This window comes from Deinococcus fonticola, from assembly GCF_004634215.1.
GTDB lineage: Bacteria > Deinococcota > Deinococci > Deinococcales > Deinococcaceae > Deinococcus > Deinococcus fonticola.
Genome location: NZ_SMMH01000002.1, coordinates 82040 through 107755, shown reverse-complemented (window position 1 = coordinate 107755; position 25716 = coordinate 82040). Strand labels below are relative to the sequence as shown.

Here is a 25716-nt window from a genome sequence, read left to right as displayed (position 1 = left end):
GCCTCCGGGGAAAGCGCCCGAATGCCCTCCACTTCCCCCGCCAGCCACTTTTGGCTTCTCCCTCCGGTCGGGGTTTGAACAGGGCATACCCTGTTCTTCACCCGCCAGCTACTTAGGAGAAAATACGGGTCTGGACGGCGTGGACTTGTAAAGCTGCGCAGCAGAGACCATTCGGGTGCTGTTCCCGGATGAGCGGAATAGAGTTCAGACCCGTATAACCCCCGAACCGGGGCCTGGTTTCGCCCGTCGAACCTGACAGGTTTCTGTGAGGCAGGTGCTTTACACTGAGCGGTGAAAGCCGATTTTCCTGATTTACACGAACCCTGACTATGCCTGACCATGCCTGACCGCCCCTCCGTTTTCGATCAGTTCCTTCAAACTCACGGCCTTGACCTGGAGTCACCGCCAACGGTTGAGAAGTGGCGTTCTGTCATGCAGGTGCTGCGCACACAATTCAATGCCACAAGTGCCGAGGACTGGAAGCGCACCATGCTGGAATTGCAGTGGCCGACGTTCGTAACGAACGTGGATGGCGTTGTTCAAAGCTGGAATACCGGGTGCGAGCAACTGCTGGGGTACGGCACTGAAGTGATTGGTGAGCGGGTTCATACGCTCCTTTCCACGCCGCTGGAGGGTCTGCGCCTGGACGGGTTGATCCGGCGGGCCCTTCAGGGCGAGCGCCTGATGGGCGTCGAGGTGCCATTCCGGCATGCCGATGGCCGGGTGCGGCTGACCGTGTGTTCGGTGGCGCTGCTCAAGGATCTGAAGGGTGGTGCTCTGGGCCTGGTCTTCACGTGCGCCCCCCTGGCAGGCGAGCAGGGCACCGTGAAGTCCGGCAGGCAGCACTTCTACGAGTCGTTGCTGAACGTGCCGACCGCGCCGCTGGCGATCCTGAACCCGCAGGGGCAGTACGTGTTCTGCAACGAGGCAGCCATTCGCAACCCGGAAATCCGGGCCTGGATTATCGGCAAGACGGACGAGGAGTACTTCACGTACCGGAATTTCGACCGGGCCATGCTGGAGCGGCGGCAGGCGCACTACCGGCAGTCGGTGCAGGAGCGGCGCTCGGTGACGTTCGAGGAAGTGTTCGACAGTGCCGAGCGCGGGCGGGTGGTGCAGGCCCGCACGTACACGCCGGTGTATGACGACACCGGGGAACTCAGCATGGTGGTGGGGTACGGCCTGGAAATCACGGAGTTACGCGCGGCGCAGGAGGCATTGCAAACCCTGAACAGTGAACTGGAGGCCCGCGTGACCGCCCGCACGGCCCAACTGGAGGCCGCCAACCGCCAGATGCAGCACGACGCCTTCCATGACGCCCTGACCGGCCTGCCCAACCGGGCGCTGTTCACGGATCGACTGGAGCAGGCCATCTCGCGCTCCCGGCAGGTGGGCCACCCCACCTACGCGGTGCTGCTGCTGGACACGGATCGGTTCAAGGCCGTGAACGACACGCTGGGGCACCCGGCGGGGGACGCGCTGCTGCGTGAGCTGGCGCTGCGGCTGCGGGGGGTGGTGCGGGAGTCGGACACGGTGGCGCGGCAGGGCGGGGACGAGTTCACGATCCTGCTGGAACCCACGCCGACCCCGGCGCAGGTCAAGGAGCTGGCGGACAGGCTTCGGCAGGCCGTGCGTGCCCCCGTGAACCTGAACGGGGAGGAGGTGGTGGTGTCGGTCAGTGTGGGGATCGTGCTGGGCGACGCCGGGTACACCTCCGCCGACGAGGTGCTGCGTGACGCGGACATCGCCATGTACCGCGCCAAGGCCGCCGGGCGTGGCAGCAGTCAGGTATTCAGTGCCGAGATGCGCGAGCAGACCATCCGCGAGGGGCGACTGGAACAGGAGTTGCGGGCCGCGCTGGTACGTGACGAGCTGCGCCTGGTGTACCAGCCCATCATCGAGTTGAGTTCGCACGAGGTGGCGGGCTTCGAGGCGCTGGTGCGCTGGCAGCACCCCCGCCGGGGCCTGCTGGGGCCGGCGGAGTTCCTGCCGGTCGCGGCAGAAAGGGGCCTGGCCCAGGACATCGACCGCTGGGTGCTGCGCCGCGCCTGCCTGGACATGAGCGGCTGGCAGCGCCAGCATCCGCAGGCGCGGGTGCTGAGCCTCAGCGTCAATTTCAGCGCCGAGCACTTCAATGCGCCGGACACCGTGGCCTTCCTGCGGGAGGTGCTGTCCCAGACCGGGTTTGACCCGCAACACCTGAACATCGAGATTACCGAGGGCGTGTTGCTGGGGCAGCCGCAGGCCATCGGGCAGACCCTGCGCGACGTGCAGGCGCTGGGCGTCAAGCTGCACCTCGACGATTTCGGCACGGGGTACTCGTCCCTGAGTTACCTGCACAACTACCCGCTGGACACCCTGAAAATCGACCGGTCGTTCGTGGCGAGCATGCTGGAAAGCCGCAGCAGCAGCGAACTGGTACGCACCATCGTGTCCATGACGAAAAACATGAACCTCTCGGCGGTGGCCGAGGGCGTGGAGAACCAGGAGCAAATGGCGGCGCTCGAGGCGTTGGGATGCGAATTTGCGCAGGGCTACTACTTTTCCCGGCCCTTACCGCTGTCGGAGGCGGGCCAGGTCGTGCACGACCTCAACGGGCGTAGGCAGGGCTAGGCGCGCGTCTTCCAACGCCGACAAGCAAAACGCCATGAGCGGAACGGGGCGCTTTTGTGGCGGGGCATTTTGCGCAGAGGCCACTCAAGGCGCTCCCCCAGATTTCTGAATTGGTGCTCAAGGTGCGGTTCGCCGCGCCTGGGTTCCTGCCTAGATACTTACTCGCGGCCAGGCGGTGCTGTGGCGGGGGCGGCGCTCAGCCAGGGGTGGTGTCCTGCCTCCATGTCTTGACTCGGAGCGGCCTGGACAAGATAGTGTCGGCACCATTCACAAGAACTTCAGCGAAAGGGCTGAAGACACTCATCATGGAGGCAAGCACATGCAAAAAGGTATCTTGTTCGGTTCACTGCTCACCCTGGCCCTGGGGGTCGCCCAGGCCCAGAAGGTCGACACCCCCGTCGCCATCGGCGTGTCCGTCGCTCAGACTGGCAACGTGGCGCTGCTGGGGCAGGAGCAGGTCATCGGCGCGAAATTCGCCGAGAAGTTCCTGAACGCGCGCGGCGGCATCAACGGCACGCCCTTCAAACTGGTGTTTCAGGACGCTGGCGGCGATGAGAACACGTCCATCAACGCCTTTCAGAACCTGATCAACAAGGACAAGGTGGTGGGCATCGTGGGGCCGACCCTCTCGCAGCAGGCCTTTGCCGCCGACCCCATCGCCGAGCGCGCCAAAGTGCCGGTGGTCGGCCCCAGCAACACCGCCAAGGGCATTCCGCAGATCGGGAACTTCATCGCGCGGGTGTCCGCGCCCATCTCGGTGGTCGCGCCGAACGCCGTGCGTCAGGCCGTGAAGATCAACCCGAACATCAAGAAGGCGGCGGTGCTGTACGCCCAGAACGACGCTTTCTCGGTGAGTGAAACGGGCACCTTCCAGGAAACCGTGAAAAAGCAGGGCATCGATCTGGCGACCGTGCAGAAGTTCCAGACGACCGATACCGACTTCACGACGCAGGTCACGGCGGTGCTGAATGCCAACGTGGAACTGGTGATTATTTCCGGCCTGGCCGCCGACGGCGGAAACCTGGTCAAGCAACTGCGGCAACTGGGCTACAAGGGCCTGATCGTGGGCGGCAACGGCCTGAACACCAGCAACATGTTCCCGGTGTGCCAGAAGCTGTGCGACGGCGTGATCATCGCGCAGGCGTACAGCCCGGCGCAGCCCAGCGCCGCCAACCAGGTGTTCGTGAAGGCGTACCGCGAGCAGTACAAGAAAGACCCGCCTCAGTTTGCCGCGCAGACCTACGCGGGCGTGCAGGTGATGGTCGAAGCCCTGAAAGCCATCGACCGCAAGAAGAAAATCAGCACCTGGGATCTGGACGACCTGCGGGTGGAACTCAACAAGCAACTGCTGCTGGGCAAGTACAACACGCCGCTGGGGGCCATTTCCTTCGACAAGGAAGGCGAGGTGAACCAGAAGGACTTCTACGTCGCGCAGATCAAGATGAAGGACGCCAAGAACGGCTCGTTCGTGTACCTGAAGTAAGGGCCGTGCGCTTTGCCCCCTGAGGCCAGCCGGCCAGGCCAGCTCAGGGCACAAAGCTCACCGCTTCACCGCGCCGTCAGCATGAACAGGGCTGACGGCGCCCCCTTGAAGGAGCCAATCTCTGTGGAACTCAGTCAATTTGTTCAGAGTGTCATGAACGGCCTGGCGATCGGCAGCGTGTACGCCATTTTTGCGCTGGGGTACACGCTGGTGTTCTCGATTCTGGGCATCATCAATTTTGCGCACGGGGCAGTGTTCACGCTGGGCGCGTACTTCACGTACACGCTGGTGGTCGGGCAGTTCGAGAACAACGGCCTGTTAAAGGGCATCGACCTGTTCGGGGGCAATTCTCCCTTCGCCGGAAACCCCTGGATGTTCGCGCTGGCGACCCTGCTGGCCGCCGCCCTGGCGGGTGGGGTGGCGGTCTTGATCGAGCGGCTGGCCTTCCGGCCCATGCGGGCGCGCGGCGCCGACCCGCTGCTGGCGCTGGTCAGCAGCCTGGGCGTGGCGCTGGTCGTCGTGAACCTCATTCAACTGCTGGTCGGCGCCGAAATCTACAACTTCCCGCAGAACGCCTACGGCGAGACGCCCCCCGCCCTGAGTTTCCAGATCGGCGGCAAGACCGTGATCATCCGCACGGTGCAGATCATCATTTTCCTGGTGAGCCTGGTCATGCTGGGCCTGCTGGGGTACGTGATCGGGCGCACCAAGATCGGCAAGGCGCTGCGGGCCGTCGCGGAGAACCCCGGCACCGCCAGTCTGCTGGGCATCAGCGTGGACCGCTTTATCCTGATCACCTTTTTCCTGTCGGGCTTTCTGGGCGGCCTGGCGGGCACGCTGGTCGGCACCGGCTTCGGGATTTCCGGCCCTTACTTCGGCGTGGCCTACGGCCTCAAGGGCCTGGCGGTCATCGTGCTGGGCGGCCTGGGCAGCATTCCCGGCGCGGTGCTGGGCGGCCTGGTGATCGGCCTGGCCGAAGCGTTCGTGCCCGCCGACTACAGCGCGTACAAGGACGTGGTGGCGTTCGCGCTGCTGTTCATCATCCTGCTGGTGCGCCCGCAAGGCCTGCTGGGCAAGGCCGTCATTCAGAAAGTGTAGAGCATTTGACAAAAGAACACAGTGATTTTGGCCGAGCAGAGCGAGTGAATTTAAATGAGCAGGACGGAGAATGGAGCGCTCTGGGGTGCCCTTCCACAGAGCGCATAATTCGCAGAACTGCTCTAAAGAGAGTGTGGAAGACGCGGAAACCTGGTTTTCACCCCTCGCCACCCACCCCCCGAAGAAGGTGCAATGAACGATTTTCTCTCCACTTACGGTTTTTTGATGGTGACGATGGTGCAGGCGGGCCTGCTGGGCCTGAGCCTGTACTTTCCCTTTCAGGCGGGGCAGCTGAGCCTGGCCAGCCCCGGCTTTTACGCGCTGGGCGGCTACACGGCGGCCATCATGCTTACGAACCCGGCTTTTGGTGCGCTGCGCGACAGCCTGGGCAACGGCATGTTCGTGTTGACGTGGGTGGTGGCCGCCGTACTGGCGGGGCTGCTGGGGCTGATCGTGGGGGTTCCGGCACTGCGGCTACGCGGCATCTACCTGGCGCTGGCGACCATCGCTTTCGTGGAAATTCTGCGCGTGGTGAGCCTGAACCTGACCATCACAGGCGGCGCGGTGGGCATTTTCGGCGTGCCGCAACCGTTCGGGTTCGCGGACCGCTGGCAGTACATTCTGCTGTTCGGGCCGCTGCTTGTGCTGGCGCTGCTATTCACGCGGCAGCTGGAGCGCAGCCGGGTAGGCCGGGCTTTTCGTGCCATCCGCGAGGATGAGCTGGCGGCGGACGCCATGGGCGTCAACCCCACGCATTACAAGGTCACGGCCTTCGTGATCGGCGCGGTGCTGGCCGGGGTGGTGGGGGCCATGAGTGCGCCGCTGCTGAGTTCGTGGAACGCCCGGCAGGGCACCTTCGACGCCTCGATTGCCATTCTGGCCTTTGTGCTGATCGGCGGTAACCGCAGCATGTGGGGGCCGGTGGTGGGCGGCGCCCTGCTGACCGCCGTTCCGGAGTTGCTGCGCGGCCTGGCCGACTGGCGTCTGGTCATCAACGGCCTGGTGCTGGTGGTGGCGAGTCTGTACCTGCCGCGCGGCATCGTGGGAGCCCTGCAGAAACTGGGCAAGGCCCGCCCGCCACAGCGTCCCACCGCCCTGCCGGAGGTGAAGGGATGACCGCCGCCAACCTTTCCCCAGCAGCGGCCACAGGGGCGGCCACGGCGGCGCGCCCGGTGGTGCTGGAAGCCAGAAACATGACCCGGCGCTTCGGCGGGCTGGTGGCCGTGAACGACGTGTCCTTCGATGTCCGCGAGGGTGAGGTGTTTGGCTTGATCGGCCCGAACGGCGCGGGCAAAACCACGCTGTTCAACCTGATGACCGGCCTCACGCCGCCCAGCAGCGGCACCCTGACTTACCAGGGCCAGCAGGTCACGGGCCTCGCGCCGCACCGCGTGGCGACGCTGGGCCTGAGCCGCACCTTCCAGAACATCCGCCTGTTCAAGGAACTGACCGCGCTGGAAAATGTGAAGATCGCGCAGCACATCCGCACCAGGGCCGGATTGTGGTCCGGGGTGCTGGGCCTGGCCCGTGAAGAGGAAGCCCGTGTGGAACGCAAAGCCTGGGAACTCCTTGACCTGGTGGGCCTCTCGAACCGGGCCGGCGAGGGTGCAGGAAATTTCAGTTACGGCGACCAGCGCAAACTGGAAATCGCCCGCGCGCTGGCCACCGAACCGCGCGTGCTGCTGCTCGACGAGCCGGCGGCGGGCATGAACACCGCCGAGAAGGGGCAACTGACTTCCTTCATCCGCGAGGTGCGTGACCGCTTCGACCTGACCGTGCTGGTCATCGAGCACCATGTGCCGCTGGTCATGAACCTGTGTGACCGGGTGGCCGTGCTGAACTTCGGGCAACTGATCGCGGTGGGCAACCCCGCCGACGTGCAGCGCGACCCGAAAGTCATCGAAGCCTATCTGGGGGGGGAGTAAGCGTGCCGCTGCTTGAAATCGACCGGCTCAGCGTAAATTACGGGGCCATTCAGGCCGTGCGCGACATCTCGCTGCACGTGGACGAGGGCGAAGTCGTCACCCTGATCGGCGCGAACGGCGCGGGGAAAACCACGACCCTGCGGGCGGTGTCGCGCATGTTGAAACCGGTGGCGGGCAGCCTGCGTTTCGCCGGGCGCGACATTACCCGCATTCCCGCCGACGAGGCCGTGAAAATCGGCGTAGCGCAGAGTCCCGAAGGCCGGCAGGTGCTGGCGCGCCAGAGCGTGCAGGACAACCTGGAACTGGGCGCGTACACCCGCAGGGACGCGGCGGGCGTGCGGCAGGACCTGGCGCGCATGTACGCCCGCTTTCCGCGCCTGGGAGAGCGCCGCCACCAGCTTGCCGGCACCCTCTCGGGCGGCGAGCAACAGATGCTGGCGATTGCCCGGGCGCTGATGAGCCGCCCGAAACTGCTGCTGCTGGACGAGCCCAGCCTGGGCCTGGCTCCGCTGATCGTGCGCGAGATTTTCGACATCATCCGTGAGCTTAACGAGCAGGGCACCACCATCTTGCTGGTCGAGCAGAACGCGAAACTGGCCATGCAGGCCAGCCACCGCACCTACGTGTTGGAAGCCGGGCAACTGACCTTCAGCGGCCCCAGCGCCGAACTTCTGAACGACGAGCGCGTCCTGCACGCCTACCTGGGCGGGTAAACAGCCCAGGGCCAGGGGCTCCGATCACAACCCATACCGCTTGGAAAAAGAGAGGATGAATCATCTTCTCTTTTTCCGTTTCGGTGCTCGCTGGAAAGCTGGACAAACAGGTCAACAGCCGCCGTCCAACCGCGCCTGGTCGGGGGTGGTAGCCACGCAAGGTGGTCGGTTCGGTGTTTTCGTCGGCCTGATCTACACTGTCAGGCATGTTGCTGTATGGTCGGAACCCGGTTTTGGAGGCGCTGCGTGAGGGGCGTGTGCAGGAGGTCACGCTGGCGCGGGGCGTGGAGGAAGCGTTCGTGCGTGAGGTCAAGGCCACGGGGGCCTTCGTGCGCTGGACATCGCGCATTGAACTGGATCAACTGGTGGGCACCACGGGGCACCAGGGCGTCGTGGCCGAGGTGGACGACCTGGCCTGGGCCAGTGTGGACGACATTCTCGACCGCGCCGATGCCCGCCAGGAACCGCTGCTGATCGTGCTGCTGGACGGCATCACGGACCCGCGCAATTTCGGCGCGATCATCCGCAGCGCCGAGGTGCTGGGGGCGCACGGCGTGGTGGTCGAGGAACGCCGCAGCGCCCCGCTCTCGCCGGTGGTGGCGAAAACGGCGGCGGGCGCGACCACCCACCTGCCGGTGGCACAGACCAAGAACCTGCCCCGCTTGATCGATCAGCTCAAGGCCGACAACGTGTGGGTGTACGGCGCGGCGGGCGAGGCGGCGCAGGACGTGACGCGCACCGACTTTACCGGCAAGGTGGCGCTGGTGATCGGCGCGGAGGGCGAGGGCATGCGCCGGCTGGTGCGTGAGAAGTGCGACACGCTGATCCGCATTCCCACACGCGGGCAGGTGCAGAGCCTGAACGCTTCGGTCGCCGCCGGCATTCTGCTCTATGAGGCCACGCGGGGCCGCGCATGAACGTCCAGACCCTCAGGAACGAGTTCTTCACGCTGGAGGTCTTGCCGGAAGTGGGGGCCAGCATCCTGAACCTGCGGGCCGCGTCAGGCCGCCCGATTATGCGCGAGGTGAAGCTGGAGGACGTAAAGACCAGCAGCCAGTGCGCGTGTTTTACCCTGGCCCCGTACAGCAACCGCATCCGCGACGCCAAATTCACCTTTGGCGGCCAGGAGGTGGCCCTGAAGCCCACCACCAGCGACGGTCTGGCGCAGCACGGGGACGTGCGCAATCGCCCCTGGCAGGTCTCCCCCGCTGGCCCTTCGCGGCTGGCCTGCACCTTCGACAGCCGCGCCTTTCCTGATACAACTGGCACGGACATGAACTGGCCCTGGGCCTTCACGGTTCGTGTGGAGTACATCCTGCACGGCCCGCACTTCGACACCAGCATTACCCTGACCAACGTGGACTCGCGCGAGATGCCCGCCGGGGTGGGCTTTCACCCGTACTTCACGCGCCTGCACGAGGGCGTCGATCCTCTGCTGTCCTTCGACGCCGCACTGGCTTACGACACCGATGAGCGCGTTCTGGCCACCGGCGAAGCCAGGCCGGTCGCGCCCGCCGAGGACTACCGCACGCCGTCCCGGATCGGGGAGCGGCAGGTCGACCAGGCCTACACCGCCTGGGATCAGATCGCGGTGCTGGACTGGGGAGAACGCTGCCTGACGATCACGGCGGACAACATCTTCTCGCACCTGATCGTGTACACCGCCCCGGACGGCTCGCTGGCGCTGGAGCCTGTCTCGCACGCCACCGACGCCTTCAATCTGGCTGCGCGGGGCGTGGCGGGCGTGGACATGCGCACGCTGGCCTCCGGTCAGAGCCTCGCCGGCACCATGCGCCTGAGCCTGGGCGGGGCGTGGTCGGGCGAACCGAAATCATCAAGCCAAAGGGGCTAGGACAGCGCCGCGCTCACCTGACTGAGTTCCTCGGGGCGGTAGCTTTTGCCGGTGGCATGCTGAAGTTGCCGCGCCAGATGATGGGCCGGCAGGTCGTACAAGTCGAGCAGGGTGGCGCCGTCGGCACTGGGTTTTTCCCTGCCGGTCAGGTCGAGCAGGGTGTGGTACGGCTGCAGCAGGCCGCGCGGCAATTCCCCGCCGGTCAGGACGACCAGGTCGCTGCGGTCGGCCAGGGCTTTGACGCTGCTGTCGCGGCGACTGACCGGAAACAGGCGCGGCACGCTGGGCAGTTCGCGGCGCACGCGCTCGGCCTCGGGGGCGGAGTCGGCGGCCAGGCCGATGTCGGTAAAGCCCAGCCGGGCGATCGGCGCGGCCAGCACCATGTCGCTGACCCCGTGACCGATGATCAGCAGGCTGGCCCCCACCACGGCGTACCCGCTGGCCCGCACCGCGTCCGAGAGGGCTTCGGCGTAAGCGAAGGTGCCCTGAGCCCCGGCCGCGCCGTGAAAAGACACGGCGTCTACCCGCCCGGCGCGGCGGGCGTCGGTGTCGGCGGTCACCGCGCCCAGCCAGGCGTGGCCCTGCGCGGGGGCCACCAGCGCCCCGCTGAATTTCAGGGTCTGGCAGGCGCCGATCAGGTCGGCGGGCAGACCGTCGGGCACAGGCAGCGTGATCAGGCCCAGGGCAGACAGGGCGCGGGCGGCGCGACTGGAGTACCCGATCAGGGCCAGGGGAGCATCGGCGGGAATGAGCATGCAAGAGGCAGTTTAGAGCATTCGACAAAAGAACGAAGTGCTTTTTGGCCGAGCAGAGCGAGTGAATTTAAACGAGCAGGACGAGGAACGGAGTGATGTGGAGTGGTTTTTGCGCAGAACGGCATTCGGAGGACTGCTCCAGAGGATGCCCCTGCGTCCGTTCCTGAAGCGGCCAGGCCAAAGGGTCTTGTCGGGCCGTTGAGCCGTCTGAAAGGGCTTCGTCTCGATCCTCTCAACTCCTGAATGGTCTTTCCCTGGCGTCCAGCAAAGAGTCCGCCGATGCTGAGTTCGCTCACTACCGCTCGCCCTTGTTCAGGCGTCGCGCCTCAGGCCGCGGCACAACCACCACGCCACGAGGCTGAGCAGGCCACTCAGGATGAAGACCGTGGCGTAGCCGCTGCGGTCGGCCAGCAGCCCGCCCAGCACGGGCATGAACAGGGCCGCGCCGACCAGGGTGTTCAGCGTGCCGATGTAACGGGCGCGGGCGTTTTCGGGCGCGATGTTCAGCAGGTGGTTGGTGAAGCCCAGGTTGAAGCCCTGCGTGGCGACGCTGGACAGCACGAACACGCCCAGGTACGTCCAGCTGGGCCAGTCCAGGCGCCCCACCAGATAAGCCCACACCGGGGCCAACCCGTAGAACAGCGCCGCAAAGCGAATGATGCGCCGCGAACCGCGTTTCTCGGCGAGGCGTTGCCAGCCCAGGTTCGAGAAAGGTGCGACCCCGGTCAGGGTCATGACGAACACACCCAGCGTGGACACCGGGAAATGCAGCTCCCGCAGGGCGTACACGGCGTAGAAGGGTTCGCTCATGGTGGCGGCGGCCAGCAGCAGACGCACCGTCAGGAAGGCGCGGAAGTGCGGATCCTTCAGGGTTTCGGGGATGGCCCTGACTTCCCCCCGGAACCCCTGCGCGGGCTGCGGCGTGTCCGGCGGCTCCTGCACCCGCCCGAACACCCAGTACCCGAAGGTAAATGCCAGCGTTCCCAGGCCAAAAATCAGGGCGTAATTGTAGGGAAAGGCCAGCCCGGAGGCCAGAATCCAGCGCACCGCCAGCCCCGCCGCGAACGCCAGCAGTCCGCCGTACAGGTTGCGCAGGCCAAAGAAACGGGGGCGGTTTTCGGGCGCGACGACCTTGCTGACCACCTCTAGAAACGGCAGCCCGGACACGCCGGAGGCCAGGGCGTTGACCAGCATCGCCAGGATGAACAGCGTGAGGCACAGCGCGGGCTGCTGGGCCAGGAACGCCGTGACCAGCACCATGGTGACGTACATGGCCGTGCGCACGACCGCCGCCGAGCGGTACACCGGGAGCTTGTAGGCCAGGGGCCGCACGCGGGCCGCCACCAGCAGTTGCGGCAACATCCACCCGCCCCCGGCGATGGCGGGCAGCAGGCCGATCACCCAGTTGGGCGCTCCCAGCCGCGCCGCGAAGCCCGCCATAACGACCGTCACGCTCATGAACCCGTCGCCGATCGAGACGCCGCAGCCGTTCAGGAACCCCAGCCACTCGTTGCGGCTCCAGCCCCTGAGGGAAGTCATTTAAGCTCCGGGCAGGCGCAGCAACCCTTCGAGGGCCGCGTAAGCCTGCGGGCGGGCCAGGAACACCAGTTCATCGTCGGCGGTCAGGCGCATTTCCGGGCGGGGAACGCGCACGGTTCCGTCGCGCACGATGCCCACGATTTCCACCCCGGGCGGCAACGACACCAGATGCAGTTTCGTGCCCTGCCACCCGCCCGGCACGGCGCGTCGGTACAGTTCGCGCTCCGGTGCCGCGGCCGCGCCCTCGTGGGCCTGCCCGTCGGCCGGGGCATCGAAGGGAATAGGCGCAGCGGGTTGGGCTGGTGAGCGCGGCGCCATGAACCGCACCGTATCCGGTAGCGGCGCAAAGGTGGGCGTGGCGTGGGCCCCACTCACCGCCCGAGAACGCACCTGGCCGGGAACGATGCCTGTCTCGCCGCTCAGGAAGTGCGCCATACCGGCCGCCACCAGCACCACCGGCAGCAGGGTGTCCCCTCCCCACGCCACCGCCAGCAGCGCCGCGCCCACCGGAACGTTGAGTGTCACGGTCAGAAACGCCGTCGCGCCGATCAAGCCCGACACCGCCGGGTCAAGCCCCAGGCCCATCCCCAGACCCACGCCCAGCAACCCGCCGGTGGCCACCGAGGGAAAAAGGCCGCCCCCAAACGCCAGCCTGGCCCCCAGCGCCAGCAGCAGCCAGCGCCACACCGCCACTTCCATGACCTTCTCGCTCAGAAACCCGTTCAGGCCCAGTTGCAACCAGCCCAGGCCGTCGCCCAGCACGCCCGGCGCACTCAGCAGCGCCATTGAAGCCGTCAGCAAGCCGAACAGGCCGCCCAGCACGGGGCGCAACCAGCCGTCAGTCCACGCGCTGGGAACCACGCGCGCGGCAAACAGCAGAATCCAGCCCAGCAGCGTTACGATCAGCGCCAGCAACAGGTAAAGCGGCACCTGACCCGCCGCCGGCAGTTGCGCCCCCACCACGCTCAGCAGCGGCGAGAACCCGAACCCCAGCCCGTAGATGGCGTAGGCCGCCACCGCCGCCAGCACGCACGGCATCAGCACCTCGAACTCGAACTCGAAGCGGCGGTACAGAATCTCCACGATCAAAACTGCCGCCGCCAGGGGCGCGTGTAGCGCCGTTCCCAGCCCCGCCGCCGCGCCCGCCAGCATCAGCGTGCGGCTCTCCACGGCGTCCAGCCGCGTGGCCCGGCCCAGCAGGCGCGTGCCGATCTGCCCCACCATCACGAAAGCGGAATCCCGGCCAATCAGCAGGCCAGACGCGTGCGCAATCACCGTGGCCAGCAGCGTCCTGAAGCCCGTCCACACGTCCGGCCACTGGCCCCGCGCATGGTAGCCCCGCACCAGCTGCGAGTAAGGGGCGCCCGGCTCGGCAGGCACCAGCCAGGCATACAGGCCACCGATGAACGGCAAAAAGAGCAGTCCCCACGGCAAGGCGTCCCCGAAGGCCATCAGCAGCCCGCCCTCGCCCGGCGGCCCCGGTGGCGAGAAGCCCGTGAGCCACGCGCCCCACGGCAATACGACATCCAGCACCACCCGCAGCACGATGCCCAGCCCGCCCACCAGCATCCCCAGCAGCAGGCTCAGCACCACGATCCGTCCTGTTTCCAGACGGGTCAACATGGCGCGGGGAAACGGAGAACGCACGCCCGACATCCTAGAGCATTAGACAAAAGAACGCAGTGATTTTGTCCGAGCAGAGCGAGTGAATTTAAAAGAGCAGGACGAAGAATAGACTCATGAGTGATGCCCTTCCACGCATGACGAAATTCAGAGACCTGCTTCAGAAGTCCAGGAAGGTGACCTGTTAAATCAGGAACGACTGGTTTCTCTCCCTTCCGTCTTGGGATTTTGGCTGTGGCACCTGGTGTTTTCACTGTGCTCGACGCCCTGACAGTCTGGCTTCTCGGCGGATGGGGCGGGCCTGAGCGCTGCCCGGTTCGCCCTTCTGCGGCACGTTCAGTAAATTGGCGCTATTCTGCGGGATGTGTTTGTTGCGTCCATCCTCAGTGACTTGACCATTGACGCTGCGCGGCGCACCTCTCTGGTGAGCGCGTGAAACTGAGCCGTTTGCCGCCTGGATTCGGGCTGGACGCGGCCGCTCAGGCGCTGGCCCTGCGGCAGGAGGCGGTGACCAGCGTGCGGCGCGAGTGGACGGAGCGCGGCTGGAAGGCCAGTGGCGTGGTCGTGGACGGCGGCGTGGAGTACTTCCCCTCGATCGAGGTCACGCCCCCACCGGATCCGCAACTGCTGGAGTCGAATTGCTCGTGCGGGCGCTACCGCTGCCGTCACGCGGCGGCCCTGGTGCTGGCGACGGACCCGCCGGAGGGGGCGCCCCCCTCGCGGCAGCTGGCGGTGAATCTGGACACGCTCGACCCGCGTCTGCGGCAGTGGCTGTCCGGCTTCGAGAGCGTGGAAGAAAAAGGCGGCGGGCGCGGGAGGCAGTACGAGTTGCGATACGTGCTGCGCGTGCAGAACGTGACAGTGCGCGGCCTGCCGGCCCAGTCGCGTCGGGCCACCCTACAACTGCTGCGCGTGCCGCTGCTGACGGGCGCGGCCAACGTGGCGGCGGCGGAACCGTACCCCATGCCCAAGAAAGTCAGTGCCGCGCCTGCTTTCGTGCAGCGGGACGCGGACGCCCTGCAACTGATGGAGGTCGCCACGCTGCCCGCGCACGCGCCCGGACGCTGGGAGGACACCCTGTACGCCGTGCTGGATCACCCGGCGGGAACGCTCTTGCTGGACACGCTGCTGGACGCCGGGCGGCTGTGCTGGGGGGACGCCGCCACGCGCCTGACCCGCGGGCCAGTACTGAAAGGCGAACCCGGCTGGGTCACCGATGAAGTCGGCCTGCAACTGCCGTCGCTGATCGTGCTGGACGTACCGGGGGCCATCGTGCTGCCGCTGGCGCGGCCCTGGGCGGTCGATCCGCGTTTCATGACGCTCTCGCGCATCGAGGTGGCCGGCCCCCCCGAACGGGTCGCCCGTTTCCTGAGTGGTCCCGCCGTGAACGCCGCGCAGGCCGAGGCCCTGGCGCAGGCCATGAACGCCAGCAACCTACCCCTGCCCGTGCCCGTCAGCCTGAACGTCACCGAGGCGGAATTGCCGTTCACGCCGCAGTTGCACCTGAGCAGCCGCACCACCACCGCCGGGGTGCTCAGTGAGGACGCCCTGCGCGAGGAGGTTGTGACCTTCCCCACCGCCGAGTACCGCCGCGCCTACGGCGGCTCCGAAGTCCGCGAAACTGGCACGCAGGCCAGCCACGTGACCGTGGTTCACGGCGGCCACATCGTGCGCGTGCCCCGCCGCCCGCGCGCCGAGGAACGCGCCGAGCGTACCATCCGCGAGGCCGGATTCCAGACCCTGGAAGACACCTTCTTCGAGTACACCCTGCCCGCGCAGGTGGCCGGGCTCCTCTCGCTGGGCGACGAGGAATCCTGGCTGGACTTCATGCGGGTGGGCGTCGAGGCCCTGGAACGGCAGGGGATCGACGTCATCATTCACCCGGACTTCCCGCTGCGCTTCGCGGAAATCAGCGACTGGTACGGCGAAGCGCAGGACGGGCAGACACCCGGCTGGTTCACGCTCGACCTGGGCATTGTCGTGGACGGGCAGCGCGTCAGCCTGATTCCCGTGCTGGCCGACCTGATCGCCCGCCAGCCGGAACTGTTCACGCCCGGCGCACTCGACGCCCTGAACGACGACGACCTGATCTTTGCCACGCTGGGCGACGGCCGGCGCGTTCCCCTGCCCGCCGGCCGCGTCCGCGCCATTCTCAGCGTCCTGGTGGAACTGCACCTGCGTGAACTGCCCGAAGGCCCGCTGAGGTTGCCGCTGCTGGACGCCGTGCGCCTCGCCAGCCTCGAACAGGCCGTGCAGGCCCGCTGGGTGGGCGCCGAACGCCTGATGATCCTGGGGCAGAAACTGCGCGACTTCGGGGGGATTCAACCCCTTGACCCGCCCGCCGGACTGCAGGCCGAACTGCGGCCCTACCAGCTCCAGGGGCTGGCCTGGCTGCAATTTCTGCGCGAGTACGAAATGGGCGGCATCCTGGCCGACGACATGGGGCTGGGCAAGACCGTGACCACGCTGGCCCATCTCCTCCACGAGAAAAACGAGGGCCGCGCCGACCGTCCGAGCCTGGTCGTGGTGCCGACCAGCGTCATCGGGAACTGGGAGGCCGAAGCCGCAAAATTCACCCCGTCCCTGCGGGTCTTGACGCTGCATGGCAAGGACAGGCTGGCGCGGTTTGCCGACGTGCCACAGGCCGACCTGGTGCTCACCACCTACCCGCTGCTCCCGCGTGACATCGAGGAACTGAATGCCCACGAGTTCCACCTGGTGATTCTGGACGAGGCGCAGAACATCAAGAACAGCAAGACGGCGGCGGCAAAGGCGGCGGGCAGCCTGAACGCCCGCCACCGCCTGTGCCTGACCGGCACGCCGCTGGAAAACCACCTGGGCGAGTTGTGGTCTCAGTTTCACTTTCTGGCGCCGGGCCTGCTGCACGATGAAAAGACCTTCCGGGAGCTGTACCGCACGCCCATCGAGAAGAAAGGCGACCCGTACCGCCGCGCCGCGCTGGCCGCCAGGGTGCGCCCCTTTATCCTGCGCCGCGAGAAACGCGACGTGGCCCGCGAGTTGCCGCCCAAAACCGAAATTCCGGTGCGCGTCACGCTGGAAGGCGACCAGCGCGACCTGTACGAGACGGTGCGCGTCACCATGGAAAGCCGCGTGCGCGAGGAGTTGCAGTCGCGCGGGCTGGCCCGCAGCACCATCGCCATTCTGGACGCCCTGCTGAAACTCCGCCAGGCGGTCACGGACCCGCGCCTGGTAAAACTGGAAGCAGCGCGGCACGTGGCGAACAACGCCAAACTGGACTGGCTGGAAGGCAACCTGCCACAGATGATCGAAGAAGGCCGCCGCGTCCTGATTTTCAGCGGGTTCGCCACGCTGCTGGGGCACCTGGAACCGGTCTTGCAGGCGCACGGCATCCCCTACAGCAAGTTGACCGGGCAGACCGTGGACAGGCAGGCGCAGATCGAGGCCTTCCAGAGTGGGCAAACCCACGTCTTCCTGATTACCCTGAAGGCCGGCGGCGTGGGCCTGAACCTGACGGCCGCCGACACGGTCATTCACTACGACCCGTGGTGGAACCCCGCCGCCGAGGATCAGGCCACGGACCGCGCCTACCGCATCGGGCAGGACAAACCTGTGTTCGTCTACAAGCTCATCGCGGCGGGCAGCGTCGAGGAACGCATCCTCGACCTTCAGTCGCGCAAGGCGGCGCTGGCCCGCGGCATTCTGGACGGCGGCCTCAGTGACGCCACGCAACTCTCGGCGCAGGACCTCGACCGGTTGTTCGCCCCGCTCGACGGCGAGTGACCCGGCTGACCTGAAGGGCAGTTCACGCCCGCTACACGTTCAGAGGCCCGGCAACCCCTACCTTGGGGGGCATGACCGGACACACGAGCGACGAGATTATTGACGTGCCGCAGGAAAACCGCAGCACTGACTCCGAAAGCGCCACCAAGTTCCCCACCCCCCAGTCGGGCGTGGTGCAGGACAGCCCCGGCACCCCGGACAGCGGCACGGCAGACACCGGTATGCTGGACGCTCAGGGCGATTACGTCAAGGACGACAGCAATGTGCTGGACGCGGTGAAAGACGAGTAAACGCAAACAGCGAAGCGCCCCGCCACCTCAACCGAGGAGCGGGGCGCTGGGCCGTACCAGCTTCAGTTGCCTACTCAGTTGCCAACGTCGACCAGTTCCACATCGAAAATCAGCGTGGCATTGGGGGGAATCACGCCGGGAACGCCGCGCTCGCCGTAGCCCAGCTGGCCGGGAATCGTGAGCCTGGCCTTGTCGCCCACGCGCAGTTGCGCGATGCCCTGATCCCAGCCCTGAATGACATACCCGACGCCCAGCGGAAACTCGATGGGTTCGCCGCGGTCACGGCTGGAATCGAACTTCTGGCCGTTCTCCAGCGTGCCGGTGTAGTGGACTTTCACCAGCTTCCCGACCTGGGCGGGTTGTCCGTTGCCTTCATGATATTTGTCGACCACCAATTCACTCATGTCTCCCAGCGTAAACGGCGCCCGCCCAAAAATGACCCTGAGTAAATCTGCCGTGAAGGTTATGAAACCACTCTGAAAAAGTGAACCAGGCCCAAAGCAGCCTTTTCACTGGAAGCAGATTCTGGTCGCCAGGCGTTCCCCGCCGGAATTGGTCAAGGCCGCATGAGGGCGGTGCCCTGAAGGTGAATGCTCGGTAAGTCAGCGTGTATGTTTTTCGTCAGTTCCAGAGCGTAGACTGGAACTATGAACGGCTTGAGGGAATTTATCGACTGGCTGAGGGAGGCCCTGAAAGGACTTCAGGAACCCAAGCCGGTGCCTATCCCCGTGCGCGTGCGTGACCGCCGCTAACGGCATCCGAATTGACCCCTTCCCGTCCACCTTGGTGTAGGTGGGCGTTTTTCGTGCGTCATGAGGCAGTCAGGCGATGCCGGGGCGGAGTCTGTCTCCTTGAGCCGGGGGCCCAGCCTCGCAGCGACGAGCCGGAAAGCGGCTTCCCAGAAGGTTTTCCCTGCGGGTTCCAACCAGTGGCGACGCGAGGGGATCTCCAGACCAGCTCGGCAGGTGGCCGCGCGCCTTGTTGGGGGTCATCCGGCGGCTCTGCCATGCTGGAGGCATGACCCTTCGCGTTCCTCTTTCTGTTTCACCTGGCCCGGCTTCCCGGCACTCCTTTGGGCCACAGGCGGCGCGTGATCCAGCGCTGGAGGTGCTGCTGACAGACGGCCTGGGCGGGTTCGCCCTGAGCAGCCTGGCGGGCGTGCCGACGCGCTGTTATTCGGGCCTGGTGGTCAGTCAGTGGCCGCCGGTTCAACGCTTTACCCACCTGGCCGCGCCACTGGAGGAGCTGGAGGTGGCCGGCGAGCAGGCAGCGCTGCACGCGCTGGAAATCGCGCCGGGCGTGTTCGAGGGCTGTGGGCTGGAACTGCTGTCTGGGGCAACCCTGCACAGCCTCCTGCCGCAGCGCGAACAGTTCTGGCGGGGCGTGCGGGTGCAGCGGCGGCAGGTGATGCCGCGCGAGTCAGGCGCACTGATGTTCCTGTACGACGTGGCGGCGCGGGACAGCGTGACCCTGACGCTGGGTGGGTTCTTTACCGACCGGGACATGCATACCGTCCACCGCCAGGCGCCCAACCTGATGTTTCAGGCAAGCGGAAAGCGCGTGACGGTTCAGGGCGAGCGCGAAACGGTGGTGTGCCTCCACCTGCCGGAGGCGGAGCAGGGTGACCCGAACAAGCCCACAGTGTCTCCCCTGACGCCTGCGCCGTTCGTGCAGCGCCTCTATTACCGGCTGGACGAGGCGCGCGGCGAACCGAGTACCGAGTACGCCCGTGGCTGCGCCCTGTGGCGCGTGACGTTCCCGCCGGGTGGAGGACGCGTGGCCCTGAGCGTGCAGGGGGTGACCCCTCAGACGCCGCCTGTGCCCGACCCATGGGAAGCGCTGGCTGCAGAAATGAGCCGCCGTGACGACCTGATCGAACGCGCCTGGCGGGCCACTGGCGTCACCGACGGGGTGGTGGCGACGCTGGCGCTGGCCGCAGACGCCTATCTGGTGAAACGCGCCCAACCGGACGGCACCAGCGTCATTGCGGGGTACCCGTGGTTCAGCGACTGGGGCCGCGACACCATGATTGCCCTGACCGGCCTGACGCTGCTGACAGGCCGGGCGGAGGCCGCGCAGGGCATCCTGCGCACTTACCTGCACTCTGTGCGGCGCGGCCTGATTCCCAACCATTTTCATGACGACGGCGGTGGGGCCGGGTACAACACCGTGGACGGGGCCCTGTGGCTGGCGGTGGCGCTGGAAAGGTACGTGCGCAGGGCCGGAGACGCTACGTTTGCGCGCGAGTGCCTACCAGCCCTGCGCGAGTTGCTGGGCTGGCATATAGAGGGAACCGATCACGGCATCCGCGTCGACGCGCAAGACGGCTTACTGCGGGCTGGGGAAGGTCAGGTGCAGCTGACCTGGATGGACGCGAAAATTCACGACTGGGTGGTGACCCCGCGTCACGGCAAGCCCGTGGAAATTCAGGCGCTGTGGCTGGCCGCGCTGGAGGCCGAGAAGCGGCTGTCGGAGGGGGTGGGTGAGGTGCCGCTGTTCGCGGAGGAGTACGCCCGCGCCTGGCAGGGCTTTCATGCCTTGTGGCCGCAGAGCACGCTGGAACCCACAGAGCTGGAACAGCCCGCGCCCCATTCGCAGCACGCCGTACTGGCCGACGGATTGGGGCCAGGCGGTCAACCCGACCTGAGCGTGCGCCCCAACGCTGTCATTGCCCTGGGGCTGGGGGTCGCGCCCGCCACTGATGCGCAGGTGGACGCCGTGCTGGCCCAGGCCGAGGCGCAGCTTCTGACGCCGCTGGGCCTGCACACCCTGTCCCCGCTGGACAGCCGTTACCTCGGCAATTACGGCGGCCCGCAGCTGATCCGGGACGCGGCTTACCATCAGGGCACGGTGTGGCCCTGGCCGCTGGGTGCGTACGTGGAGCTGCTGCTGTCGCGCGGGGAGGTGCGCCGCGCCCGGGCGGCCCTGTCCGGCCTGCTGGGCCACCTCTGGGAAGCGGGCCTGGGCCACGTGTCCGAGGTCTTCAGCGGGAACGCCCTGCATCCCGGCGGTTGCCCCTTCCAAGCCTGGAGTGTCGCCGAGGTGCTCCGCGCCCACGTACTGGTGTCGCTGGCAGAAAAGGATCAGGCCCAAAAAGGCTGAACCAAAAAGGCGGGAGGACGGCTGCCACAGCGTCCACCAGAGCCTGACAGGCAAACACTTCTCCCTTGACGTACCTGACACACTAATCCTACATTGCAGGCATGACGGTCGCCTTGCCCCCCGAAGCCCTGCAGGTTGGACTGGCAGTGGACGTGGTGGCCTTCGCCATGCACGCCGGGGAGTTGCAGGTGCTGCTGATCGAACGCGGCACCCTTCCGCACGCCCGCGACTGGGCGCTGCCGGGCGGCTTCGTTCACCCCGGCGAGGAACTCGACCAGGCTGCCCTGCGCGAACTCCAGACCGAAACGGCCGTCCACCTGGAACCGCGCCACCTGGAGCAGTTCTACACCTTCGGCGCAGTGAACCGCGACCCGCGTGGCCGGGTGGTCAGCGTCGCGCACCTGGCGGTGTTGCCTCACGGTACGGTGGAGGTCGCCGCCGGCGGGGACACCCTGCGGGCCGTCTGGCACCCCGCCCACACCCCGCCGCCCCTGGCCTTCGACCACCACGCTATCCTGCGCCGCGCGCTGCTGCGCCTGCAAATCCGGCTGGAGTACGCCAACCTAGCCCTGGACTTTCTGCCCGACACCTTTACCCTGCCGGAACTGCAGGCCGTGTACGAGGCCGTCCTCAACCGCACAATGGACAAACGCAACTTTCGTAAACGTCTGCTCGCGCAGGGCATGCTCTCGCCCAGCGGGGAGCGCCGCAGCGGCGTGGGCCGCCCCGCCCAGCTCTACCGCCGCGCCAAGAACATCAAGACTGCTGCGCTGTGAAGAGGCGCTAGAAATAGTCCGGAAAACCACGGGCGGAAGGCTGTTTGTTCAGCGGGCCATAGCCCAGGGATAACAACTGAAAGCCCATCAATTTTTCTGAATGGGCGTATGCCTTAAACTGACTTTATGGACATGAAGAAGCTGATGAAGCAGATGCAGCAAGCCCAGGGCGCCGCCAACCGCATTCAGGAGGAGCTGGCCGCGCAGAGCGTGGAAGGCACCGCCAGCGGCCTGGTCACCGTCGTCATGAACGGCCACGGCAAAGTGCAAAGCCTGAAAATCAAGCCCGAAGCGGTCGACAGTGACGACGTGGAAGCTCTGGAAGACCTGATTCTGGCCGCCATCAACGACGCCGCCGGGAAAGCCGACGACCTGCAACGCGACGCGACCAAGGGACTGGGCATCCCCGGATTTTGAGTAGCGGGAACCCGCGTCACGCGCCCCGCGTTCTGCCTCCCGCTGGTAAGGGCCGCCTATGAAGCACCCCCCCTCGCTGCTGGCCCTGATCCGCGAGTTGTCGCGCTTGCCGGGCATCGGCCCGAAGTCGGCCCAGCGGCTGGCCTTTCACCTGTTCGAGCAGCCGCGTGAGGATATCGAGCGCCTGGCATCGGCGCTCTTGGAGGCGAAGCGTGACCTGCACACCTGTCCTATCTGCTTCAACATCACCGACGCGGAGAAGTGCGACGTGTGCAGCGACCCCAGCCGCGACCAGAACATCATCGCGGTGGTGGAGGAACCCGGCGACGTGATCGCCATCGAGCGCAGTGGCGAGTACCGGGGCCTGTACCATGTCCTGCACGGTGTCCTGAGCCCCATGAACGGTGTGGGACCGGACAAGCTGCACATCAAACCCCTGCTGCCGCGCATTCAGGAAGGGATGGAAGTGATCCTGGCGACCGGCACCACCGTCGAGGGCGACGCCACCTCGCTGTACCTGCAACGCCTGCTGGAACCGCTGGGGGCCACGGTCAGCCGCATCGCTTACGGCCTGCCGGTGGGGGGTGCGCTGGAGTACGCCGACGAGGTGACGCTGGGCCGCGCCCTGATGGGCCGCCAGCAGGTCAGCAAACCCACCCCCCAGCGCTAGGCAGCGCTTGTGGGTGTTCCCGCAGGAGTTGAACCTGGGGTGAAGACGCCGGTTTAAGCTGTGCTCATGGATGCAAAAGGTGTTCCCGACGTTCCGGCGGAGGAGTGGCTCAAGGCCCCTGCCCTGCCGGGACGCTTCATTACGCTGGAAGCCCTGACGGGGGCGCACGCGCCGGACATTCAGGCGGGCGCGGACGCGGGAACGGTGCAGTTCCTTTCGCGTGGCGGGCCGCTGGAGAACAGCGTAGCGGCGTGGGCGACGTACATCGCCCAGCTCAACGCTATTCCGGGCCGCGTGAACTGGGCGGTGTTGCAAGGCGGGGTGGCGCTGGGCCGCATCAGTTACAGCGAAACGAAAAGCAGTGACCGCTGGGTGGAGATCGGCACGATGTTGCTGCCCGCCGCGCAGGGAACGAAGGTGAACCCGGAAGCGAAACTGCTGCTGATGACCCGCGCCTTCGAGGTGCTGGGCGCCCACCGCGTTCACTTCAAGGTGGATGCCCGCAATGCGCGCAGCCGCCGCGCCATGCATAAATTGGGCGCCGTCGAGGAAGGCACGCTGCGGCAGTATCAGGTGCGTTCCGACGGCCACTCCCGTGACAGCGTGATGTTCAGCGTCCTGCGCGACGAGTGGCCCCAGGTGAAAGCCGGACTGCAAGCCCGCCTCGGGTAACGGGCCTCCACGGCCCGTCCGCTTTTCAGGTTCTCCAGCGAAACCGTATCTGGTGGCCATTGGAGCAAGCGCTCATGACGCGGCCCCATCCCCGGTATCCAGCAGCAGTTTGGGCTTGAAGCGCAGGGCGTCCGCCGCGACAAGGTGCGCAGGAATACCGTTCACGTGCGTCATCACGCGTTCGGGTGACACGCCGTGCAGGTGCCCGAAAATCACCATGTCAGGCCGGGCGTCGGCGATGACGCTCAGCAGCGGGTTGGCAGGGTAGGGGGGCGTGGCGGGCGGGTAGTGCAGCATCAGGATGAAGTGGTCGCCGGGCTGGCGCAGCTGCCGCGCGGCTTGCAGGCTGAGTTTCAGGCGTTCGGCTTCGCGGGCGAGCAGGCGGTCGTCCTCGGCATTCAGGGGGTCGTGGCCGGGCGTGACCCAGCCGCGTGACCCGGCGATGACGACGTTGCCGAGGCGCATGGCGTCGTTGACGATGGCGTGCTGGTCGGCCGGCAGGGCAGCGCGAAGTTTGGCAGCGGTCGGCCACCAGTAGTCGTGGTTGCCGCGCAGCAGCACTTTTTTACCGGGCAGGGCGCTGAGGAGGCTTAGGTCGACCAGCGCGTCGGGGAGGCGCATGGCCCACGAGAGGTCGCCGGGAAGCAGCACCACGTCGTCTTCACGCACGGTTCTGCGCCACTCGTCCCAGATGGCCTGGGGATGCCCGGCCCACTGCGGCCCGAAGATGGTCATGGGTTTGGGCGTCACGGTGGACAGGTGCAGGTCGGCAATGGCGAATACGCGCATGGAACTCCAGTGCAGGGGAACAACGAAGAAACCTCCCGCGGTGGGGAGGCTCTTTTCTCGTGGTCGGGGCGAGAGGATTCGAACCTCCGACCCCGTCGTCCCGAACGACGTGCGCTACCAGGCTGCGCTACGCCCCGCCAACCACGACCCCGGCACTGCTTTAAGGGGCAGGCGGTAGTCTACGCGGGGGGTCGCGGCAGTGTCAAGGGAAGGGTCAGGTGGAATTATTCGTGGTCAGGCTCGGCGAAGTCGCCTGATTCGGCGGCCTCCTGCGCGACCTGCGCCAGCGCGGGCCAGATGACACTGCCCGGAAAGCCCCGGCGGGCCAGCAGGGCGTAGGCGGCGGCGCGCGGGTCGCGTTTGCGCGCAATAGACGGCCAGCGGCGGGTGAGCAGTTCCACGGCGGCGGCGTGTTCCTGATCCGGGTCGATGCTGCGGATGGTCTCGTCGATGAGTTCGGTGTCCAGGCCGCGCCGCTTGAGGGTTTGCCGTACCCGGAACGCCCCGACGCCCCGGCGCGACGTTTCGATGCGCGCCACCTGCTCGTCTTGCTGGTACCCGAGTTCCTGCACGCGGGCCATCACCTCGGCGATCAGTTCGGCGTCCTCGCTGCGGCGCTCCAGTTTGCTGCGCAGTTCGCTGGCACTCAGGGCGCGCTGCCCCAGGGCACGGAAGGCGTAGCCGAGCAGAGCATCACGCAGTTCCTCGCGGCTTTTCGGGCGGGTGGGCCGCGCCGACTCGCCGGGCGGTTGTTCTTCCGGTTCGGAACGGCGTCCGCCCTTCCTCATGCGCGTGCGGGAAGCGGGGCAGGCAGGAGGGTGTGGGGCAACCAGCGGCGCAGCAGCGCAGGCACCCCCTCGGTCACCACCAACACCAGGAGGGCGTAGCGCAGCACACGCACGGCGGGCAGGCTGCTCAGGTCGTGCAGCAGCGCGGAGAGCGCAAAGTACACCGCGAAGGTGACGAGCAGGCCCAGGGCGCCCACCACCAGGCGCCCGCTCAGATCGCGCGGCGGGGCAAAGATGGGCCGCGCCGCCAGGAAGCCCGCCAGCAGACCCAACCCGGTGCCCAGTTCACGTGCGGTACTGTCGGGCAGAAAAAGACTGACCAGCACGATCAGCAGTGAAGGCCACCAGCGGCTCAGGCCGGCTGGCGTGAAGGGCACGCGGGCGGCCAGCAGCGCGAACGCCAGGCCCAGCAGCAGGCCCGAGAGCACGTCGGACGGATAGTGGACGTGCAGCGCCAGCCGCGAGAAAGCAATCAGGGCCACCAGGGCCGCCGCCGGCCACCAGCCCCGGCCCTGCACGGCGGCCAGGCCCAGCCACAGCGTGGCGCTCATCTGCGCGTGTCCACTGGGGAGCCCCGGCCCGCCCGCCGTGGCCCTGGCGGCGGCTGAAGCCAGCGCGGGATCAGCCGTGAAGGGGCGCGGCAGGTCGAGGCTGTACTTCAGGGCGGTGTTCGTCAGGTAACTCAGGGCAAAGACCACGCCCACCTGCCGCCCGCCCTGCGGGTTGATCAGCAGCGTGTACAGCGCCAGCACCGTGATAAACACTTCATCGCGCCCCAGGTTGGTGATCAGCAGCCACAGTGAATCCATGGGGCACAGTTTAAGGGTGTGAAGGCAGGAGAAAAGAAGG

General features: G+C 66.7%; 22 protein-coding genes and 1 tRNA gene. 15 read left to right on the top strand and 8 right to left on the bottom strand.

Annotation, left to right across the window (positions count from 1 at the left end; translation table 11 throughout):
- Positions 1-432 precede the first annotated feature (432 nt).
- From E5Z01_RS01860 to E5Z01_RS01820, 8 genes are all read left to right on the top strand, one after another.
- Positions 433-2613 (top strand): putative bifunctional diguanylate cyclase/phosphodiesterase, encoded by a 2181-nt coding sequence (locus E5Z01_RS01860; RefSeq protein WP_167757715.1) that lies wholly within the window; start codon positions 433-435, stop codon positions 2611-2613.
- Between the two features lie 319 nt (positions 2614-2932).
- Positions 2933-4096: an ABC transporter substrate-binding protein gene (locus tag E5Z01_RS01855; protein ID WP_135227812.1), complete on the top strand. Its 1164-nt coding sequence runs from the start codon at positions 2933-2935 to the stop codon at positions 4094-4096.
- Between the two features lie 123 nt (positions 4097-4219).
- On the top strand, positions 4220-5194 hold the full coding sequence (locus E5Z01_RS01850) for a branched-chain amino acid ABC transporter permease (protein WP_167757714.1): 975 nt from the start codon (positions 4220-4222) through the stop codon (positions 5192-5194).
- Positions 5195-5386: 192 nt separating this feature from the next.
- Positions 5387-6310: a branched-chain amino acid ABC transporter permease gene (locus E5Z01_RS01840; RefSeq protein ID WP_135227811.1), complete on the top strand. Its 924-nt coding sequence runs from the start codon at positions 5387-5389 to the stop codon at positions 6308-6310.
- On the top strand, positions 6307-7119 hold the full coding sequence (locus E5Z01_RS01835) for an ABC transporter ATP-binding protein (RefSeq protein WP_135227810.1): 813 nt from the start codon (positions 6307-6309) through the stop codon (positions 7117-7119). Before E5Z01_RS01840 ends, E5Z01_RS01835 begins: the two co-directional genes overlap by 4 nt.
- Positions 7120-7121: 2 nt before the next feature.
- On the top strand, positions 7122-7832 hold the full coding sequence (locus E5Z01_RS01830) for an ABC transporter ATP-binding protein (protein WP_135227809.1): 711 nt from the start codon (positions 7122-7124) through the stop codon (positions 7830-7832).
- A gap of 206 nt (positions 7833-8038) precedes the next feature.
- Positions 8039-8749, top strand: a complete 711-nt coding sequence (rlmB, locus tag E5Z01_RS01825) for a 23S rRNA (guanosine(2251)-2'-O)-methyltransferase RlmB (RefSeq protein ID WP_135227808.1) — start codon at positions 8039-8041, stop codon at positions 8747-8749.
- Complete coding sequence (locus E5Z01_RS01820) at positions 8746-9684, top strand: aldose 1-epimerase (RefSeq protein WP_135227807.1); 939 nt, start codon at positions 8746-8748, stop codon at positions 9682-9684. Before rlmB ends, E5Z01_RS01820 begins: the two co-directional genes overlap by 4 nt.
- Here E5Z01_RS01820 and E5Z01_RS01815 read toward each other — a convergent pair.
- The 3 genes from E5Z01_RS01815 to E5Z01_RS01805 form a co-directional block, all read right to left on the bottom strand.
- Entirely contained in the window at positions 9681-10439 is a 759-nt protein-coding gene (locus E5Z01_RS01815; protein ID WP_135227806.1) for a shikimate dehydrogenase, read from the bottom strand. The two genes, E5Z01_RS01820 and E5Z01_RS01815, sit on opposite strands and share 4 nt — an antisense overlap.
- A 312-nt stretch (positions 10440-10751) precedes the next feature.
- Complete coding sequence (locus tag E5Z01_RS01810) at positions 10752-11978, bottom strand: MFS transporter (RefSeq protein ID WP_135227805.1); 1227 nt, start codon at positions 11976-11978, stop codon at positions 10752-10754.
- Positions 11979-13634 (bottom strand): chloride channel protein, encoded by a 1656-nt coding sequence (locus tag E5Z01_RS01805; RefSeq protein ID WP_135227804.1) that lies wholly within the window; start codon positions 13632-13634, stop codon positions 11979-11981.
- Positions 13635-14033: 399 nt separating this feature from the next.
- On the opposite strand from E5Z01_RS01805, the gene E5Z01_RS01800 reads away from it, so the two are divergent.
- Both E5Z01_RS01800 and E5Z01_RS01795 read left to right on the top strand, forming a co-directional pair.
- Complete coding sequence (locus tag E5Z01_RS01800) at positions 14034-17363, top strand: DEAD/DEAH box helicase (RefSeq protein WP_135227803.1); 3330 nt, start codon at positions 14034-14036, stop codon at positions 17361-17363.
- Between the two features lie 71 nt (positions 17364-17434).
- Positions 17435-17653: a hypothetical protein gene (locus tag E5Z01_RS01795; protein ID WP_119763035.1), complete on the top strand. Its 219-nt coding sequence runs from the start codon at positions 17435-17437 to the stop codon at positions 17651-17653.
- Positions 17654-17727: 74 nt separating this feature from the next.
- On the opposite strand, the gene E5Z01_RS01790 is transcribed toward E5Z01_RS01795, so the two are convergent.
- Complete coding sequence (locus E5Z01_RS01790; protein ID WP_119763037.1) at positions 17728-18057, bottom strand: FKBP-type peptidyl-prolyl cis-trans isomerase; 330 nt, start codon at positions 18055-18057, stop codon at positions 17728-17730.
- A 613-nt stretch (positions 18058-18670) separates the two neighbouring features.
- On the opposite strand from E5Z01_RS01790, the gene E5Z01_RS01785 reads away from it, so the two are divergent.
- From E5Z01_RS01785 to E5Z01_RS01765, 5 genes are all read left to right on the top strand, one after another.
- Positions 18671-20755, top strand: a complete 2085-nt coding sequence (locus tag E5Z01_RS01785) for an amylo-alpha-1,6-glucosidase (protein WP_135227801.1) — start codon at positions 18671-18673, stop codon at positions 20753-20755.
- A gap of 101 nt (positions 20756-20856) precedes the next feature.
- Entirely contained in the window at positions 20857-21531 is a 675-nt protein-coding gene (locus E5Z01_RS01780) for an NUDIX hydrolase (RefSeq protein WP_135227800.1), read from the top strand.
- Between the two features lie 126 nt (positions 21532-21657).
- Positions 21658-21948: a YbaB/EbfC family nucleoid-associated protein gene (locus E5Z01_RS01775; RefSeq protein WP_119763044.1), complete on the top strand. Its 291-nt coding sequence runs from the start codon at positions 21658-21660 to the stop codon at positions 21946-21948.
- Positions 21949-22006: 58 nt separating this feature from the next.
- Entirely contained in the window at positions 22007-22618 is a 612-nt protein-coding gene (recR, locus tag E5Z01_RS01770) for a recombination mediator RecR (RefSeq protein ID WP_119763046.1), read from the top strand.
- A gap of 66 nt (positions 22619-22684) precedes the next feature.
- Entirely contained in the window at positions 22685-23290 is a 606-nt protein-coding gene (locus E5Z01_RS01765) for a GNAT family N-acetyltransferase (protein WP_135227799.1), read from the top strand.
- 72 nt (positions 23291-23362) lie between these two features.
- Here the strand turns inward: E5Z01_RS01765 and E5Z01_RS01760 are convergent, their stop codons facing one another.
- The 4 genes from E5Z01_RS01760 to E5Z01_RS01745 form a co-directional block, all read right to left on the bottom strand.
- On the bottom strand, positions 23363-24079 hold the full coding sequence (locus E5Z01_RS01760) for a metallophosphoesterase (protein ID WP_135227798.1): 717 nt from the start codon (positions 24077-24079) through the stop codon (positions 23363-23365).
- Between the two features lie 60 nt (positions 24080-24139).
- Positions 24140-24216: transfer RNA gene (locus tag E5Z01_RS01755), tRNA-Pro, on the bottom strand.
- An 87-nt stretch (positions 24217-24303) separates the two neighbouring features.
- On the bottom strand, positions 24304-24867 hold the full coding sequence (locus tag E5Z01_RS01750) for a regulatory protein RecX (RefSeq protein WP_135227797.1): 564 nt from the start codon (positions 24865-24867) through the stop codon (positions 24304-24306).
- Positions 24864-25676 carry a phosphatase PAP2 family protein gene (locus tag E5Z01_RS01745; RefSeq protein ID WP_135227796.1) on the bottom strand — a complete coding sequence of 271 codons (813 nt, stop codon included), beginning with the start codon at positions 25674-25676 and terminating at the stop codon, positions 24864-24866. The genes E5Z01_RS01750 and E5Z01_RS01745 overlap by 4 nt, the downstream gene beginning before the upstream one ends.
- Between the last annotated feature and the right edge of the window lie 40 nt (positions 25677-25716).